We start from the raw sequence: 15,426 nt of genomic DNA, 5'->3' as shown, positions 1-15,426 counted from the left end.
CAGCAGGGGTGGCAGGAGTCGAACCTGCGACATCCGGTTTTGGAGACCGGCGCTCTGGCCGGCTGAGCTACACCCCTTCGGTGGCGCCAGCGTGCCACACCCAGCCGTACGGCCACCACGGGTTTTCCCGGGCACAACCTCGACCACCTCGGGTAAGGTAAGCCTTACTTGGCAGCGATGGTGAAACGGCGGTCTCCGTATGCCCCACTCAGCTCCGGCACCGGCCCCCACTTCGCGCACGTCGCCCGTGACGGCGGCGTACGCGCGTCTCACCGAGGTCCTGCCGATGGTGAGCGTGACAGAACTCTCCCCCATGGAGCCCTTGCCCGTGGGTGAGGGGTGGGTCTCCGCCGCCGGACTCGCGGCGGCCGGGGCCGAGCTGGACGCGTTCCTCGCTTGGGACGAGGCCCAGATCCTGCGGGACTACGGCCGCGAGGGCCGCCCGGACGTGGTGGCCGCCTTCGGGCTGCACCGCTACGCCTGGTACGCCTGTCTGCTCTTCACTGTCCCCTGGTTCCTGCAGCGCCGGGTGCCGCGGTTCCCGGCGGCGCGGGTGGCGTTCCAGCGGGAGCAGAGCCGGCTGGTGGTGCGCGGAGAGACGTTCAGCTGCCTGCCGGACGATCCGGCGGCGGGCGAGCCGGGCGCCCGGGTGGTCCCGGACGAGGAGGCGCTGCGGGCCGAGGTGCGGGCGGCGTTCGCCGAGCACATAGAACCGGTCCTCGGCGGCTTCGGCCCCCGGATGCGACGGCGCGGACGCGCGCTGTGGGGCATGGCGACCGACGAGATCGTCGAGGGGATCTGGTACGTCGCCGAACTCCTGGGCCCCGACGAGCAGAAGCGCTGCCGGCGCGAGCTGGAGCTGCTGCTGCCGGGCACGACCAAGCCGTACGTGGGCGCCGCGGGCTTCCGCGAACTGACCGGCCCCGGTGGCGAGTCGCTGCCCACCCGGGACCGGGCAAGCTGCTGCATGTTCTACACGATCGACCCGGCCGACACCTGTGTCACCTGCCCGCGCACCTGCGAGGCGGACCGGATCACGAGGCTGACGGCCGCGGCCGGAGCAAGCTGACGGCCGTCTCCGGCAGTTGACGGAGGCGCGCGACCCGAGGATGCTTCTCGCCGGGCGCCCCCCGGCGATCGCCCGCGGCATGTGCCGTAAGATCAACTCCGGGTGGGAGCCTCGTTCGGTTACAACTGGTTCACAAATTCCTCACCAGTCGCAGGAACTTTCCGTTGAACCACTCGAACGGGTAATCTCACTCGCACTCAACTCCCGTCCCTCGCGCGGTAGTTCGAGCAGAATGCCGCCTGGCGTCACTCATTGCACTTCTTTGGCGGTCTCTTGCCCCGAAACCCCCTGAGGGCCGCGAGGATTGGGCCACTATGGCGGGCGTTACGCCCTATCCCAATGCAAGGGACCCCTGATGAGATTGACCGACATATCGCTGAACTGGCTGCTTCCGGGCGCCGTACTGCTCCTGGGCATGCTGGCGGCGGTTGCGGTGCTCGCGCGCGGCAAGCGCGCCGGGGAGCACGCGAAGACCGAGGACTCGTGGGAACGCAGCGAGGAGCGTCGCAGGCGCAAGGAGAGCCTCTACGGTCTCTTCTCCTACATCCTCCTCTTCTGCTGTGCCGCGGTCGCCGCCGCGCTCTCCTTCCGGGGCCTGGTCGGCTTCGGTGAGCAGAACCTGGGCCTGACCGACGGGTGGCAGTACCTCGTTCCGTTCGGCCTGGACGGCGCCGCCATGTTCTGCTCGGTGCTCGCGGTGCGCGAGGCCAGCCACGGTGACGCGGCGCTCGGCTCCCGGATACTCGTATGGACGTTCGCCGGTGCGGCGGCCTGGTTCAACTGGGTGCACGCGCCCCGGGGCCTCGGCCACGACGGCGCCCCGCAGTTCTTCGCCGGCATGTCCCTGTCCGCCGCGGTGCTGTTCGACCGCGCGCTGAAGCAGACCCGCCGGGCCGCGCTGCGCGAGCAGGGCCTCGTGCCGCGTCCGCTGCCGCAGATCCGCGTGGTCCGCTGGCTGCGGGCCCCGCGTGAGACGTACAGGGCCTGGTCGCTGATGCTCCTGGAGGGCGTGCGCAGCCTGGACGAGGCCGTGGACGAGGTCCGCGAGGACAAGCGGATGAAGGAGGAGAACCGGTCGCGCAAGCGCGAGCAGGAGCGTCTGGAGCGCGCCCACCTCAAGGCCATCAGCCGGGGCCACCGGGGTCTGCCCGGCCGGGGCGGCGGCGGTGGCGGCGGTGGACGCCAGGTCGACACCACCGTGGAGCGGGTACCGGCGGCCCAGGTGGCCTCGGACTCCGCCATATCGACGCCCGAGCAACTGCCCGTGCGTTCGCGTCCCTCCCTGCAGCCCGTCCGCAACGGCGCTGACAAGTCGATCACCGTCGACCTCACCGCCGAGGACGACACCATGGCCCTGCCGCGGCTCGACTCCCTGGAGCGCAAGCTCAAGGACCTGGAGCAGCAATTCGGCTGAGTGAGCGAGCGAGCGAGCGACAGCGGGCATCGAGCCTTGAGCCTTGAGCCTTGAGCATCGAGTGCCACACATCGGACAGGGGCGCGGCAGGAAGCCGCGCCCCTGTCCGTTGCCTGTTGCCTGTTGCCTGTTGCCTGTTGCCCGTCGAACTCCGGTCAGGCCGCCTCAAGGTCGAACCACACCGCCTTGCCCACTCCGTGCGGCCGCACCCCCCAGGCGTCGGCCAGGGACTGGACGAGCATGAGGCCGCGTCCGTTCGTGCTGTCGTCGGCGGGTGGCACCCTCGGCCGGGGTCTGCGCCCCACGAAGTCGCGTACCTCCACATGGAGTCCACGCGGTGAGACGGTCGCGGTCAGGACCGCGTCGTGGTCGGTGTGGATGAGCGCGTTGGTGACCAGTTCGCTCGTCAGCAGTTCCGCTATCTCCGATCGCTCCGGTCGCCCCCATTGCCGCAGCAACTCCCGCAGGGCCCTGCGGGCCTCGGGCACCGCTCTCAGGTCCGCCCGCCCGAGTCTGCGCCTGAGCTGTTCGGCGTCGTCGGCCTTGTCCACCGCGTCGCCGGCTGTCTCCTCCACCTCTGCCGAGGAGGCCCCGATCGCCATGGGACCGCCCCCTCGCGCCTGCCTCTTCATGACCCCCGCCCACAAGCCGATGACGATTCCCCTCTGCTCGAACACGTACACGGGGATCCATGCCCCGTCCGGATCGCGGCACTCATGTCGAATCGTCAACGACCGTCCGTACGCTTTCAAACGCACAGAGTCAAGCCAGCTGCCGGTACCTGTGACAGCGCTTCCCCTCCCACGAAACCACCGCACAGCCCGACGAACCCGGCGCCCCGCCCGCCCCGGGCCTCCTCGTTCCGGCCGCTGCCGCCGGGCCCAACTGCCCCTACGGGGCTGCCGATCCGGCCGTATGCCACCGGGACTCGACTTCCGTGGCCGAACCGCGTACCCCGTACGGACCCGCCCACTCACCCCGATGATGTTGATTGGCCGGAATCCTGCGCCGGTACCGGCCAACCCGGGCCCGCCCACGGCTGATTGACGCCCCCGCCCCTCGCTCCGGTGGTCCCCTCAGGCCTCCCACACGGCGGCGGCCGTACGGTCGTCCGCGTAGCCCTTGACCCTGACCTGGGCGTCGGCGAGGAAGGCGGCGAGACCGGGGGGCTCGGCGGCTCCCCAGCGCGCCGCCAGATGATCGGCGAGCGGCGCCTCGCCCCGCAGCGGTTCGGCCAGACCGCCGGTGCACAGGAGCAGGACGTCCTCCTCCCGGGCCACGGAGGCGCGGAACCGGAAGGGTTCGCGGGGCGGGGCGGGGGCGGGTTCGTACGGGCTCGGGGGTGTCGCGATGCCGAGGTCCATGGTGAGGCGGTCGCCGTCGGGGGTCTCGTGCGGCAGCGAGCCGAAGCCGACCACCGGCGCGCCCGCCGGCTCGGCGACCCGGGGCTCTATGTCCTGCCACTCCCCGTCCCGCAGCCGGAACAGTCCCCCGGCGCCGACCCCGAAGAAGACGCGCGTACGGCACCGGGGGTCGGCCGGGAGCAGCAGACAGCGCAGGCTCGCCGTGTACTCCTCGGGGTCGAGCCCCTGTTCGACGGCGCTGGCGCGGAGTTTGCCGAGGCTGCGGTCGGTGAGGCGGTGCAGCCCCGACTTCAGGTCGCCGCGCCGGGCGGCCCGGATGTCCTCCACCAGGCGTACATGGCTCAGCCCGATGGCCCGGCCGATCCAGCGGCACGCCTCCGCGGCGGCGCGGTGGGCGCCGGGGGTGGCGCGGGCGCCGGTCGCCATGGCGACGAGCACGAGGGCCTGTTCGCCCAGGCCGAAGCGGGCGGTGAGCAGCGCGTCGCGGCGTGGCTCGCCGCGGTAGCGCGCAGAGTCGCCGCGCAGGGATGCGGCGCGCAGCGTGCACGCCCCGTAGCGCGCGCCGTCCAGCACCGTGTCCGCCACCAGATCCCCCAGATCCTCCGGATCCGCCACCGGCAACGCGGTCGGCTCCGCGTCATACGTGGGCGGCCCCGACCCCACATACCCGACCCCACCGACGAGCGAGACCTCATCCGCCTGAAGAGTCGGAACATCGAGCGCGGTGGAGGGCCGGGCGTCGGAGGGTTCGGGCGTGGGGCGGGGGGCCGAGGAGAGGGCGGAGGGCAGGGGAGGTACGTCGGGCCGGGGGGAGGAGGGGGGCAGAGGGGGCGGTGGGGGTGGGGCGCCGTGGGGGGCGTCTTGCGGGGGTGCGGCGTCGTGGGGTGCGGCGTCGCGGGGCGCGGCGTCGCGGGGCGCGTTGTGCGGGGGTAGGGCGCCACGGAGTACGTCGCGCGCGGGCGGGCCGCTGTGGGGGGCGTCCTGTGTGGGTGTACTGGCGTAGGGGGCGTCCTGCGGGGGCGGGCCGCCGCGAGGGGCGTCCTGCGGGGGTGTGGCGCCGGGAGGCGCGTCCATCGGGTGCCTGCGGTCGTAGCCGCTGGGGGTGGGGGTGGGTGGTGTGTTGCCGGGGTCGTCCTGCGGAGGCGCGACGTCTCGACGCGGATCCGCCGGGCGCCGACCGCCGTAGGCAGGCGTGACGTCCGTCGGAGGGCGCGCGGGCGGCTGCGCAGGCGCGGGCGGCTGCGCAGCCGCCGGTGGCTGTGCCGGCGCGGAGGGCTGTTGCCCGAGAGGTGATGGCTGCGCGGGCACGGAGGGTGGCTGCACGGGAGGTGATGGCTGCGCCGGCGCGGAGGGCTGTTGCCCGAGAGGTGATGGCTGCGCAGGCGCAGAAGGTGACTGCACGGGCACCGGTGGCTGTGCCGGCGCGGAGGGCTGTTGCCCGGGAGGTGATGGCTGCGCTGGCACGGAGGGTGGCTGCACGGGAGGTGATGGCTGCGCGGGAGGTGATGGTTGCGCAGGCGCGGAGGGTGGCTGCACGAAAGCCGGTGGCTGCGCAGGCACGGGTGGCTGCCCGGCGGGTGGTGGTTGCGTCGGCGTGCGGCTCCATGGTGGGGCCGTGTGGAAGCCCGGCGGGGTGGGGCCGGGTGGGAAGGTCACCGGCCCCGATGGCTGGGCCGGCGGTGGTTCCCAGGGCGCGGGCTGCGGTGTGAGGCCGCTGCGGCGGAGGGAGTCCGAGGCGGGGTTGGCGGGCCGGATGGGATGGGCCGAGCCGGATGGCGAGCGGGGCGTGGTGTCGGTGGGTGTGGTGTCAGCGGGAGCTGGGGCCGAGCTCTCGGGGTTGCCCGGCCGGCCGCCCCGCCCGTGCCACCCTCGTTGCTCGTCCCACGCCCCTTGCCCGTCTCGCCCGCCGACTCCGCCTGATCCGGCGGCTCCGCGAGGTTCACCCGGTCCACTCCGTCCGCCGGGTCCACCAGCGCCTCCAGACCCACGGGTGCCATCGCCCTGGCCAGGTCCAACCTGGCCGCCCAGTCCGCCGGAACCGCCTGGACCCCCGGACGGATGCCCGTCTGATCCAACAGGTTCACTCCAGCTTCCCCGGCCGCTCGACGTGTCGACCCCGCCTCGGTCGCCGGGTCCCCCCGGTGAGCCCTGGGGAGGCACCCTGAACGACAAGGCGCCCGCCGGGCGTGGGCCGTCTGTCGCGTTCGGCCCGGGGGCCGATCCGCTCGCTCCGCCCGGCCTGCCCCCGCCGGCCCCTCCCCTGGCGGCCGACGTACCCGGTACGGCCGCCCACGCGCCCGACGTGCCCGGCACCGCCCCCCAGGCACCCCGCGGACCCGACGCACCCGGCGCGCGAGGTCCATCCGCCGTACTCGCCCCATCCGCCGTACTCGCCCCATCCGCAGACGCACCCGGAGTCGCAGACGCACCCGGAGTCGCAGGCGTCGTGGGCGCCGCAGGCGCCGTCGGCCTCGACGCACCCGCCCCGCCCACCGACCCCGCCGAAGCCCCCGGCGCTCCCGAAGCCCCCGGTGTCCGTGGCGCCCCCGATGCCCCCGGCACCCCCGGCGGCTTCCGTACCGTGTCCGCCGCTGAGGCGAAGCGGTCGTCGAGGGAATCGGCCGCTACTGAGGGGCCCGTGTCCCCGCTCGCGTCGTCGTACAACTGCCGCCACCAGTCGTCCTCTTGACCGGTCGGCCTCTCCCCCTGCTGGCTCATGCCCCTAATTGTCCACCTCAGCGGCCGTATGAAAACGGGGCATCCGGAAAATCGGCCCGCAGAGCCGACGCCCGCACGGCGTGTCGGACTACACGTCGAACTCCGGTGCGAGGCAAGGGAGTCGAGAGAGCGGAGGGAAGAGGGAGAGGGAGGAAGAGGCGGACGGTCGACTCGGCGGCGTATGGCGTGAAGAGACCGCCGGGCGGTGCCACCCCCCACAGGAGAAACCGCCCGGCGGCGCCGGAGTGACCGGGGCGCGGTGCGGGCGCGTGGGCCGGTCGGCCCGAGTGTGGGGCATGTTCCTGGGATTCCGCTGTGCACCCCGCCTCGCCCCCACGACACACGGTGCGGTGATGATGTGCCGAGGCGGAACGAGAAGCGCGCCGGGAGGCGCGGCACGAGGTGAGGGGCGGCGCCGCATGCTGGGAGCGATCGGTCTCGACGAGACGCACGAGGCGGCGTACCGGGCCCTCGTGTCCGTGGGCGCCGCCGACATACCGGACCTGGCGCGCCGGCTCACGCTCGGGGAGCACGACACCGAGCGCGCGCTCCGCCGTCTGGAGCGGCACGGTCTCGCCGCCCAGTCCTCCGCCCGCCCCGGCCGCTGGGTCGCCGCACCCCCCGGTGTCGCCCTGGGCGCCCTGCTCACCCAGCACCGTCACGAACTGGAGAAGGCCGAGCTGGCGGCGGCCCTGCTCGCCGAGGAGTACCGGGCGAGCGCGGCCGAGCCCGCCGCCCACGACCTGGTCGAGGTCGTGATCGGCTCCGCCGCGATAGCACAGCGCTTCCTGCAGCTCCAGCTCGGTGCCACGGAGGAGGTGTGCGCCATGGTCACCGGTGCCCCGATCGCGGTCTCCGGCCCGGAGAACAACCCCGCCGAGGAGCAGGCCACCGGCCGCGGCGTCGGCTACCGCGTGGTCGTCGAACGGGCCGTCCTGGACGAGGACGCCGGCCTCACCGAGCTGTCCGCCGCGCTGGGCCGGGAGGAGCGCGTACGGGTCATGGACGAGGTGCCGACGAAGCTCGTCATCGCCGACCGGACGCTCGCGATGGTCCCGCTCACTACGCACACCGCCGAGCCCGCCGCCCTCGTCGTCCACGCGAGCGGGCTGCTGGAGCTGCTGTCGGGCCTGTTCGAGTCGGTGTGGCGGCAGGCCCTGCCGCTGCGGCTAGGCGCCGGCCGCGTCACCGAGGACGTCCCCGACGGCCCCGACGACACCGACCTGGAGATCCTGTCCCTGCTGCTGGCGGGCATGACGGACGCGAGCGTCGCCAAACAGCTCGACCTGGGCCTCAGGACCGTACAGCGCCGGGTGAAACGCCTGATGGAGCTGACCGGGGTGACGACCCGGCTCCAGCTCGGCTGGCACGCGTACGAACGGTCCTGGGTCACCCGCGACTGACCCACCACGCGCCCCGCACCCGGCCCCGGCCCCTCCTCCTGACCTGCGTTCTCTCGCGCCGTCCTGCACCCTGGGCAGATGGGAGCGTGGGAACTCCTGCTGGTCGCGGTGGTGCTGCTGCTCGGCCTGTGCGGAGTGCTGGTGCCCGGCGTACCGGGGTCCTTGCTGACGTGGGCCGGGGTCATGTGGTGGGCGCTGGAGGACCCGCGGCCCATCGCCTGGTGGGTGCTGGTCGGCGCCACCGTCGTGCTGCTGGTGGCCCGCGCGGTCCGCTGGGTCCTGCCGCCCCGGCGCCTGGCGGAGAGCGGCGCCACGCCCCGGATGGGCGTCTACGCCGGTGCCGGCGCCCTCCTCGGTTTCGTGCTGCTCCCGGTGCTCGGCGCGATCCCGGGCTTCGTCGGCGGCATCTATCTCTCGGAACGCCTCCGCCTCGGCCGCTCCGGCGCCGCGAAGGACGCCACCCGCACGGCGATGCGCGCGGGCGGATCGAGCGTCCTGACGGAACTCTTCGCGTGCCTGCTGGTCGCGGGGGCGTGGGTGGGCGTGGTCTTCGGCGGCTGAGCCCGACCTCGCGCTCGGGGTGCCCTTGGTGTCGTTGATGCCCGCCAGGACGATCACTCCAGCGCCGGACGTCCGCCGCCGCGCCGGCGCGCGGGGAGCGCGCAGACGAGGACGAACGCGGCGGGCAGGGCGAGCGCGAGGGTGACGGCCGTGTCGCTAGAGCGTGCCCTCCAGACCGAGCAGGAGGCGTTTGCGGTCGAGGCCGCCCGCGTACCCCGTGAGCGCGCCGTCCGCGCCGATCACCCGGTGGCAGGGGCGCACGATGAGCAGGGGGTTCGCGCCGATCGCGCCGCCCACGGCCCGCACGGCGGCGCGGGGCGCGCCGATCCGCGTGGCGATGGCCCCGTACGTCGTCGTCGCGCCGTACGGCACGTCGTCCAGCGCGGCCCAGACCCGCCGCCGGAACTCCGTGCCCTCGCCGCGCAACTCCAGGTGGAATTCCTTGAGTTCACCGGCGAAGTAGGCGGCGAGCTGCTCCTCGGCCGCCCGGAAGGGCCCCGGATCGCGCACCCAGCCCGGCAGCGGGGCCCGGCCGCCCTTCTGCCCCGGCACGGAGAGGGAGGTGAGGGCGCCGGACTCGTCGGCGGTGAGAAGGAGTTGCCCGGCGGGGCTCTCGACGAAGGCGTAGCGCGCCCCCGGTTCGGTAATCACGACTGAACTCCCTTTTCCTGGAGGGGTGTTGATGTCCGTAGGTGGCGGAGGGCGTACGACCGCCAGGGCCGCCAGGTGTCGGGCGCGGTCCCGTCCGCCGGTGCCACGTCCGGGTCGCCGAGGGCGCGGGTGCGGATGGCGGCGACGGTCCGCGCGTCCAGGCCCGGCAGTGCCAGCAGCGCGGCCTCGGCGGTGTCCCGGTCGGCGCCCACGTCGAGGCGGACGGTGCCGTCGGCGAGGGCGGTGGCGAGCGCCCCGAGCGGGCCGTCCGCACCGGCCAGCGCGGCCGGTTCGGGGAACAGGTGGGTGAGTGTCCCGTGCGCGGAGTCCAGCCTCTTCCCGTACGCCTGTACGAGCCGGGCCGCCTCCTCGGGTCCCACGAGCGCCCGTACCGCGCACTCCTCCGGATCGGCCGTGCCCGGCGAGCGCAGCCCCGGCCTGGCGGCGACGAGCGGGGCGAGCCGCGCGTCCTCGCCGAGGCGCTCGTCCACGGCGTACGGGTCGGCGTCCAGGTCGAACAGCCGGCGCAGCCGCTGTACGGCGGTGGTGAGGTCCCGGGGGTCGGTGAGGTGCAGCCGGGCGTCGAGCCAGCCGCCGTCGGTACTCCCCCGGCGGCCGCCGCCCGGCCGCTCGTCGACCTCGGCGATGCCGGTGCCGTACGGCAGGCGGAGGGTGCGCCGGTAGGTGCGTCGGCCGGGTCCGCCGGTGGTCTCCTCGACGCCGGTGACGGCCTCGTCGGCGAGGACGTCGAAGAGGGCGGTGGCCTGGTACGGGCCCCGGTACGCGAGCCGGAGCGGGACACCGGCGGTCGGCGCGCCGACGGGCCGCCGGGGTGCGCCGGCGCGCAGGGCGCTCGGGGTCATGGCGTACACGGCCCTGATCGTGTCGTTGAACTGGCGCACGCTGCTGAAACCGGCCGCGAAGACGATCTCGGTGACCGGGAGTGCGGTGGTCTGCAGCAGGACGCGGGCGGTGTGGGCGCGCTGGGCGCGGGCCAGGGCGACGGGTCCGGCGCCGACCTCGGCGGTGAGCTGCCGCTGGACCTGCCGTGCGCTGTATCCCAGCCGCACGGCCAGCCCGGCGACGCCCTCCCGGTCGACCACGCCGTCCCCGATGAGCCGCATGGCCCGGCCCACGGCATCCGCACGCACGTTCCATTCGGCCGACCCGGGCACGGCGTCCGGCCGGCACCGCCGGCAGGCCCGGAACCCGGCGCCCTGGGCCCCGGCCGCCGACGCGTAGAACCGGACGTTCTCCCGCTTCGGCGTCACCGCCGGGCAGCTCGGCCGACAGTAGATCCCGGTCGTCTCGACGGCGAAGAAGAACTCCCCGTCGAACCGCCCGTCCCTGCTCCGTACGGCCTCGTACCTGGTGTCTTCGTCCTCCATGCCCTCAAGTGTCGACGACGCGGAAGCGCGGGGCTGGCGGAATTCGGACACGGGCCTGCGCCCCTGACCGGGAGAGGGCGCAGCCCCTGCCCGTCAGGGGCGCGGGGAACTGCGCGACAAGCCCCCACTCACCCGCACCCGGCATTCAACGGCGCCCACCCCTTTTGGCTTCCATGGCGGCGCGGCCCTCCGCCCCCTTCCGCTTCCACTCCTTACGGATCTCCGCCCGTACCCGCGCATCGCTCTTCGCCACGATCCGCTGGTTCTCGCGCAGCAGTTTCCGGTAGCTGTCGAGCCGTCGCTCGGGCAGTTCACCGGACTCGACCGCACCGAGGACCGCGCAGCCGGGCTCGGCGATATGGGCGCAGTCGTGGAAACGGCAGTCCGCGGCGAGTTCCTCGATCTCGGCGAAGACCTGTCCGACCCCGGTCTCGGCGTCCCAGAGGCCGACGCCGCGCAGGCCGGGGGTGTCGATGAGGACCCCGCCGCCGGGCAGGGCGAGGAGGTTGCGGGTGGTGGTGGTGTGCCGTCCCTTGCCGTCCACGTCACGGATGGCCTGGACGTCCATGACGTCCTCGCCGAGCAGCGCGTTGGCGAGGGTCGACTTTCCGGCGCCGGACTGTCCGAGGAGGACGGACGTGCCGCCGGAGAGCACCGCGGCGAGGACGTCGAGGCCCTCCCCGAGCGCGGAGCTGACCGTCAGCACGGCGACGCCGGGCGCGACGGTCTCCACGTCCTGCACCAGATGCCCCAGCGTGGCGGCGTCCGGCACGAGGTCGGCCTTGGTGAGCACGACGACGGGCTGCGCCCCCGACTCCCAGGCGAGCGCCAGGAACCGTTCGACCCGGCCGAGGTCGAGTTCCGTGGCGAGCGAGACGGCGACGACCGCGTAGTCGACGTTGGCGGCGAGGATCTGCCCCTCGGCCCGCTTGGACGAGGTGGAGCGGACGAACGCGCTGCGGCGGGTCAGGTAGGTCCTGACGTACCGCGGGTCCCCCGCCGGTTCGACGGCGACCCAGTCGCCCGTGCAGACGACCCGCAGGGGGTCATGAGGAGTGACGAACGCGGTGTCGGCCCGCAACGAACCGTCCGCGGTGACGACATCGCACTGCCCGCGATCGACCCGGACGACCCGCCCGACGACCAGCCCTTCGGCTTCGTACGGGGCGAAGGCATCCGCCCAGGAGTCGTCCCAGCCGTAGGGGACGAGGGGGTGCGAGGAAGAAGAAGACAGAGAAGACAGAGACGAGCCCGAGAAAGACGAGAGAGACAAGGGTGACCCTTCACAGGGGTGGCCCGGCACCGCGTCCACGGACGCGGGAGAAGAGAGGTCAGCCGGAGGCCACGGAGGTGGACTGGATGGATTCCTGGATGCGGGCAACGCCCATCGCCGTGACAGCCATCGGTCGACACCTCCTGTCTCACTCGTGATCGGCGACGGCGGCCGAAACGGCCGCCGTGCTCGGTGGTCTCACCCTAGCGGGGGCTCGGGGATCCCCGTCAACCGATTTAATCCACTCCCCGGCCCCCGCTTCGGCCCCCTCAGTTCCCCTCGGGCCCTCCTCAGTCCCCCTGCTCGCAACTGCGGCCGTTGAGGGTGAAGTTGACGGGTTCGGGGTTGTCGTAGCCCTGCCAGATGCCGAGGAAGCCGATGCCGAAGGTGCCGCCCGCGGTGACGGTTTTGTTGTAGTCGGCGGCGGTGGCGGTGACCTTGGAGCCGTCCTGGTCGAAGGTGCCGTCCCACATCTGGGTGACGCGCTGGTCGGCGGCGTAGGTCCAGCCGAGGCGCCAGCCGTCGAGGGCCTTGGTGGAGGTGACCGTGAGGGCCGCCTGGAAGCCGCCGGGCCACTCGTTGACGATCTGGTAGCGGACGTGGCAGGTGGCGTCCGGGGACTTGCCGGGGTCGACCGGCTCGTGGGTGACGCGGGCCGGCGTCGAGGCGTCGCCCTGGGGCTCCTCGTGGGTGTTGCCGTCGCCCTTGCCGCCCTCGGCGTCGTCGGAACCGGTCTCCTGGGGCCGTGTCGTGCTCTGCAGGTCGGAGTCGGCGCCGGACGGGGAGCCGGTCACCGGTGATCTCCGGTCCTGCTGCACGACCGACGACTCGCCGGCGGACGCGTCGGTGACCGTGTCGTCGTCACCGAAGGGCATGAGGGAGACGGCGAGCGCGAGCACGGAGACGAGTCCGGCTCCGGCGAGCAGCCCGTTGCGGCCGAACCGGGGCCTCGGCTCCTTGCCCGGCGAGAGTCCACGGTCGGTGCCGCTGGAGTCCGCGCGCCCGGGGAGCAGCCCGGCGTCGGCGGCGCGGCGGCGGCGTTCCAGGTAGGCGAGTCCGCTCCAGCCGATGACCCCGCCGGCGAGCGCGGCGGGCAGACCGCCGCCGTGCAGACCGAGGCAGGCCGCGGCCTCGGCGCACTCCACGCAGGTGGCGAGGTGCCGGGACAGGTCCTCGGGGGTGTCGGTGCCGGGCGAGCGGGTGACCGCGTCCAGCAGCCGGGCGTAGGTGCGGCAGTCGCCGTTCATGGGCGCGTCGAGCTGGCTGCGGTGGCAGCGGTCCCTGAACAGCGCCCGCACATGGTCGAGTTCGGTTCTGGCGCTCATCGGGTCGAGGCCGAGTCTGCGGGCCACCGAGCCCAGCGGCAGCGACTCGACCTCGGCCAGCCACAGCAGGGCCGCGTCGGGTTCCTGCATGTCCCGCAGGGCGCGCAGGGCGAGGGGGCGGTGCAGCGGCGGGCCGATGTAGCGCGCGGCCTTGTCCGAGTTGAGCCAGAGGCGAAGATCGGGGTCGAGCCGGTGGCCCTGGCCGTCCCTCTCCCAGACCGCGGCGGTGGTCCTGACCCAGGTCAGGAGGAAGGGTATTCGAGGCAGCCGCAGGGCGCGCCGGCCGGCGCCGCGTTCGGCCCCCGCCTCGGTCTCCACGGCGTGCGCCTCGTGCATGCCGTTGGTGAAGGCCTCGGTGGCCAGTTGGGTCGCCGCGGTCGAACCGGAGGTGCACAGGTCGGCGTACGACAGGACCGCGTCCCAGCACTCCGAGAACAGCGCGGCTTCGGCGGCGTCCTGGGGCTTCGGCAGGTCGGGCATGGGTCTCCTGCATCCACAGAGCGAGGGGGGAAGAGTGCAAAAGTGGTCAACTGCCCTTTGTTTCCAAGGGAGTTGGGGGGACCATCTTGCAGTGCCAGAGCTTTTCACGCTTCCCACACAACTGACAAGCGGCGTCTTCCCATGCGGTCACCAGGGCGGTTACCGGCGGTCACACACTATGGAGTTGTACGTACGCCGACCCCGATCGACTCAACCGTCACAGGAGTTACTGTGCGGGAACCTCTTCGGCCGCCGGGAGGCTGTCCATGAAGGAGCTGACGGAGAAGACGGCGTTGCCGGGGCCGGGCGGGCCGTATCCGGGCGGCGAGGACAGGCCGAACTCCTCCATCGTGGCGCGGTAGGCCTGCAGCAGCCGGATGTGGTACTCCAGCGGCGCGCCCTGCGGGTTGGCCTTGCCGAGCGGGGTGGTGGGCTCCGGGCACCAGGTGGTGAAGCGGGGCGTGATGCCCTGCGACATGAAGAAGCGCAGGCCCTCGGTGGTCGAAGCGATCGCCTCGTCGACCGTCTTGAAGCCGAACGGCTCGGCCATCTCCACGCCCGCCACGAAGTTGGGGATCACATTGCGCGCGCCGAAGACACCGGCCGAGTCCAGGATGCGCTTGTGCCACTCGTCGCGGCCGACGTACCGCTCCTTGCCGGGGCAGTACATCTTGAAGAGGTACTCGTCCCACACCTCGTAGTTGGGGTGGTAGATCTTCACGCCGTAGTCGTGGAACCGCTTGACGTCGTCCAGCGGCAGCGCCTGCGCGACGACCTTGCCGATCCAGCGGTCCGGGAAGCGCTCCTCGATGGCCTTGGCGTAGTGGCCGTAGAAGTCGGCCTCGTCGCGGCCCGAGACCGTCTTGGTGATGGCGCCGCCGGTGAGCGTGTACGCGGTGGACGTCTTCGCCGTGTCGTACCGGTCGATGATCTCCAGCGCTTCGAGGACCTCGTCGACGTCCTTCACACCCGTGTACGGGCGGCCCGCCGCCTTGTGCTGGCGCCAGTTGTGGTTGATGTCGCAGTACTGGCACTCCTCCTTCGCGCCGAAGTACTGGCAGACGCGGAAGACGGTGAGGTAGATCAGGTAGCCCCACTGGATGGTGGGGGCCACCTCCATCACGGACTTTCCGTTGGAGAGGGTGTGCTTGTAGTACTCCGGCATGGGCGGGACGCCGACGTCCGCGATGCGCTTGCCGTCGAGGTACAGGCCGAGGAGGCCGTCCTCGTCGGACGCCACGCGGTAGGGCGAGGACGGGTTGACCCGTACGGAGACGACCGTGCGCCGCAGGTCGTACGGGCCGCCGGTGAGGATGATCTCCTCCGGCGGGCGGCGCAGGGCGGCTTCGCCGAGTTCGGGGAGGGTGCCGTGGTCGAAGGAGAAGATGAAGTACGACTTCGGCTTGACCTCGCCCTTCTCGTTGTCGCTCAGCGCGGAGGGGTCGAAGGCCACCCCGCCCCTGAGCAGGTCCTCCTTGAAGACGGCCTCCCGTGGCACGTGCGGGAACCTCTCCATCAGGTCCTCCACCAGTGCGGTGCGGCTGCCATCCATCCCGTTGTCTCCTCGCTCCCGACGTCGCCCGGGGATCGCCCGCGCGCGACTCCCCACGGTATGCCTCCGGCGGTCGGGAGGAGGGGGCGGGGGGCGGTTCGGGGCGCGTCGTCGGGTGCGGCTCCGGTGGGGGCTGGTCGCGCAGTTCCCCGCGCCCCTGAAAAGCAGGGGCTGCGCCCCGTGCTTTTCGGCCCGAAAGTGCCGCAGGCCCGTCAGGGCCTGCGGCAC

Annotated in this window: 11 protein-coding genes and 1 tRNA gene; 4 read left to right on the top strand and 8 right to left on the bottom strand. The window is 72.9% G+C overall.

Annotated features, from left to right (window positions below):
- Positions 1-3 precede the first annotated feature (3 nt).
- Positions 4-77 (bottom strand) — tRNA-Trp (locus ACZ7MG_RS36535).
- 122 nt (positions 78-199) lie between these two features.
- Between ACZ7MG_RS36535 and ACZ7MG_RS36530 the strand changes: the two genes are divergently transcribed.
- Positions 200-1,069: a (2Fe-2S)-binding protein gene (locus ACZ7MG_RS36530; RefSeq protein ID WP_471383946.1), complete on the top strand. Its 870-nt coding sequence runs from the start codon at positions 200-202 to the stop codon at positions 1,067-1,069.
- Between the two features lie 355 nt (positions 1,070-1,424).
- Positions 1,425-2,483 carry a DUF2637 domain-containing protein gene (locus ACZ7MG_RS36525; protein ID WP_471383949.1) on the top strand — a complete coding sequence of 353 codons (1,059 nt, stop codon included), beginning with the start codon at positions 1,425-1,427 and terminating at the stop codon, positions 2,481-2,483.
- 155 nt (positions 2,484-2,638) lie between these two features.
- Here the strand turns inward: ACZ7MG_RS36525 and ACZ7MG_RS36520 are convergent, their stop codons facing one another.
- Positions 2,639-3,085, bottom strand: coding sequence for an ATP-binding protein (locus tag ACZ7MG_RS36520; RefSeq protein ID WP_471383952.1), 447 nt, complete (start codon positions 3,083-3,085; stop codon positions 2,639-2,641).
- Between the two features lie 474 nt (positions 3,086-3,559).
- On the bottom strand, positions 3,560-5,170 hold the full coding sequence (locus ACZ7MG_RS36515) for a protein phosphatase 2C domain-containing protein (RefSeq protein ID WP_471383955.1): 1,611 nt from the start codon (positions 5,168-5,170) through the stop codon (positions 3,560-3,562).
- 1,814 nt (positions 5,171-6,984) lie between these two features.
- Between ACZ7MG_RS36515 and ACZ7MG_RS36510 the strand changes: the two genes are divergently transcribed.
- Positions 6,985-7,968 carry a winged helix-turn-helix transcriptional regulator gene (locus tag ACZ7MG_RS36510; RefSeq protein ID WP_471383958.1) on the top strand — a complete coding sequence of 328 codons (984 nt, stop codon included), beginning with the start codon at positions 6,985-6,987 and terminating at the stop codon, positions 7,966-7,968.
- Positions 7,969-8,046: 78 nt separating this feature from the next.
- Positions 8,047-8,529 (top strand): DUF456 domain-containing protein, encoded by a 483-nt coding sequence (locus tag ACZ7MG_RS36505; RefSeq protein ID WP_471383961.1) that lies wholly within the window; start codon positions 8,047-8,049, stop codon positions 8,527-8,529.
- Between the two features lie 156 nt (positions 8,530-8,685).
- Here the strand turns inward: ACZ7MG_RS36505 and ACZ7MG_RS36500 are convergent, their stop codons facing one another.
- From ACZ7MG_RS36500 to ACZ7MG_RS36480, 5 genes are all read right to left on the bottom strand, one after another.
- Entirely contained in the window at positions 8,686-9,180 is a 495-nt protein-coding gene (locus ACZ7MG_RS36500) for a methylated-DNA--[protein]-cysteine S-methyltransferase (RefSeq protein WP_471383964.1), read from the bottom strand.
- A complete protein-coding gene (locus tag ACZ7MG_RS36495) occupies positions 9,177-10,568 on the bottom strand; it encodes a DNA-3-methyladenine glycosylase 2 family protein (protein ID WP_471383967.1) in 1,392 nt (463 codons plus the stop codon). The genes ACZ7MG_RS36500 and ACZ7MG_RS36495 overlap by 4 nt, the downstream gene beginning before the upstream one ends.
- Before the next feature lie 145 nt (positions 10,569-10,713).
- Positions 10,714-11,841: a ribosome small subunit-dependent GTPase A gene (gene rsgA, locus ACZ7MG_RS36490; RefSeq protein ID WP_471383970.1), complete on the bottom strand. Its 1,128-nt coding sequence runs from the start codon at positions 11,839-11,841 to the stop codon at positions 10,714-10,716.
- 290 nt (positions 11,842-12,131) lie between these two features.
- The gene (locus ACZ7MG_RS36485) at positions 12,132-13,646 is read right to left on the bottom strand and encodes a cellulose binding domain-containing protein (protein ID WP_471383973.1); all 1,515 of its coding nucleotides are present in this window, start codon (positions 13,644-13,646) and stop codon (positions 12,132-12,134) included.
- Between the two features lie 226 nt (positions 13,647-13,872).
- The gene (locus tag ACZ7MG_RS36480) at positions 13,873-15,198 is read right to left on the bottom strand and encodes a radical SAM protein (RefSeq protein ID WP_471383976.1); all 1,326 of its coding nucleotides are present in this window, start codon (positions 15,196-15,198) and stop codon (positions 13,873-13,875) included.
- Positions 15,199-15,426 lie beyond the last annotated feature (228 nt).

Source organism: Streptomyces sp. NPDC107538 (genome assembly GCF_055657445.1).
Note: the sequence above shows the minus strand (reverse complement) of the source record. Positions and strands in the feature narration are given on the sequence as shown.

Bases quoted from the DNA above. Each gene is read 5' to 3' on its own strand.
- ACZ7MG_RS36530 (WP_471383946.1), top strand. From the start codon at position 200: ATGCCCCACTCAGCTCCGGCACCGGCCCCCACTTCGCGCACGTCGCCC.
- ACZ7MG_RS36525 (WP_471383949.1), top strand. From the start codon at position 1,425: ATGAGATTGACCGACATATCGCTGAACTGGCTGCTTCCGGGCGCCGTA.
- ACZ7MG_RS36520 (WP_471383952.1), bottom strand. From the start codon at position 3,085: ATGGCGATCGGGGCCTCCTCGGCAGAGGTGGAGGAGACAGCCGGCGAC.
- ACZ7MG_RS36510 (WP_471383958.1), top strand. From the start codon at position 6,985: ATGCTGGGAGCGATCGGTCTCGACGAGACGCACGAGGCGGCGTACCGG.
- ACZ7MG_RS36505 (WP_471383961.1), top strand. From the start codon at position 8,047: ATGGGAGCGTGGGAACTCCTGCTGGTCGCGGTGGTGCTGCTGCTCGGC.
- ACZ7MG_RS36495 (WP_471383967.1), bottom strand. From the start codon at position 10,568: ATGGAGGACGAAGACACCAGGTACGAGGCCGTACGGAGCAGGGACGGG.
- ACZ7MG_RS36485 (WP_471383973.1), bottom strand. From the start codon at position 13,646: ATGCCCGACCTGCCGAAGCCCCAGGACGCCGCCGAAGCCGCGCTGTTC.
- ACZ7MG_RS36480 (WP_471383976.1), bottom strand. From the start codon at position 15,198: ATGGATGGCAGCCGCACCGCACTGGTGGAGGACCTGATGGAGAGGTTC.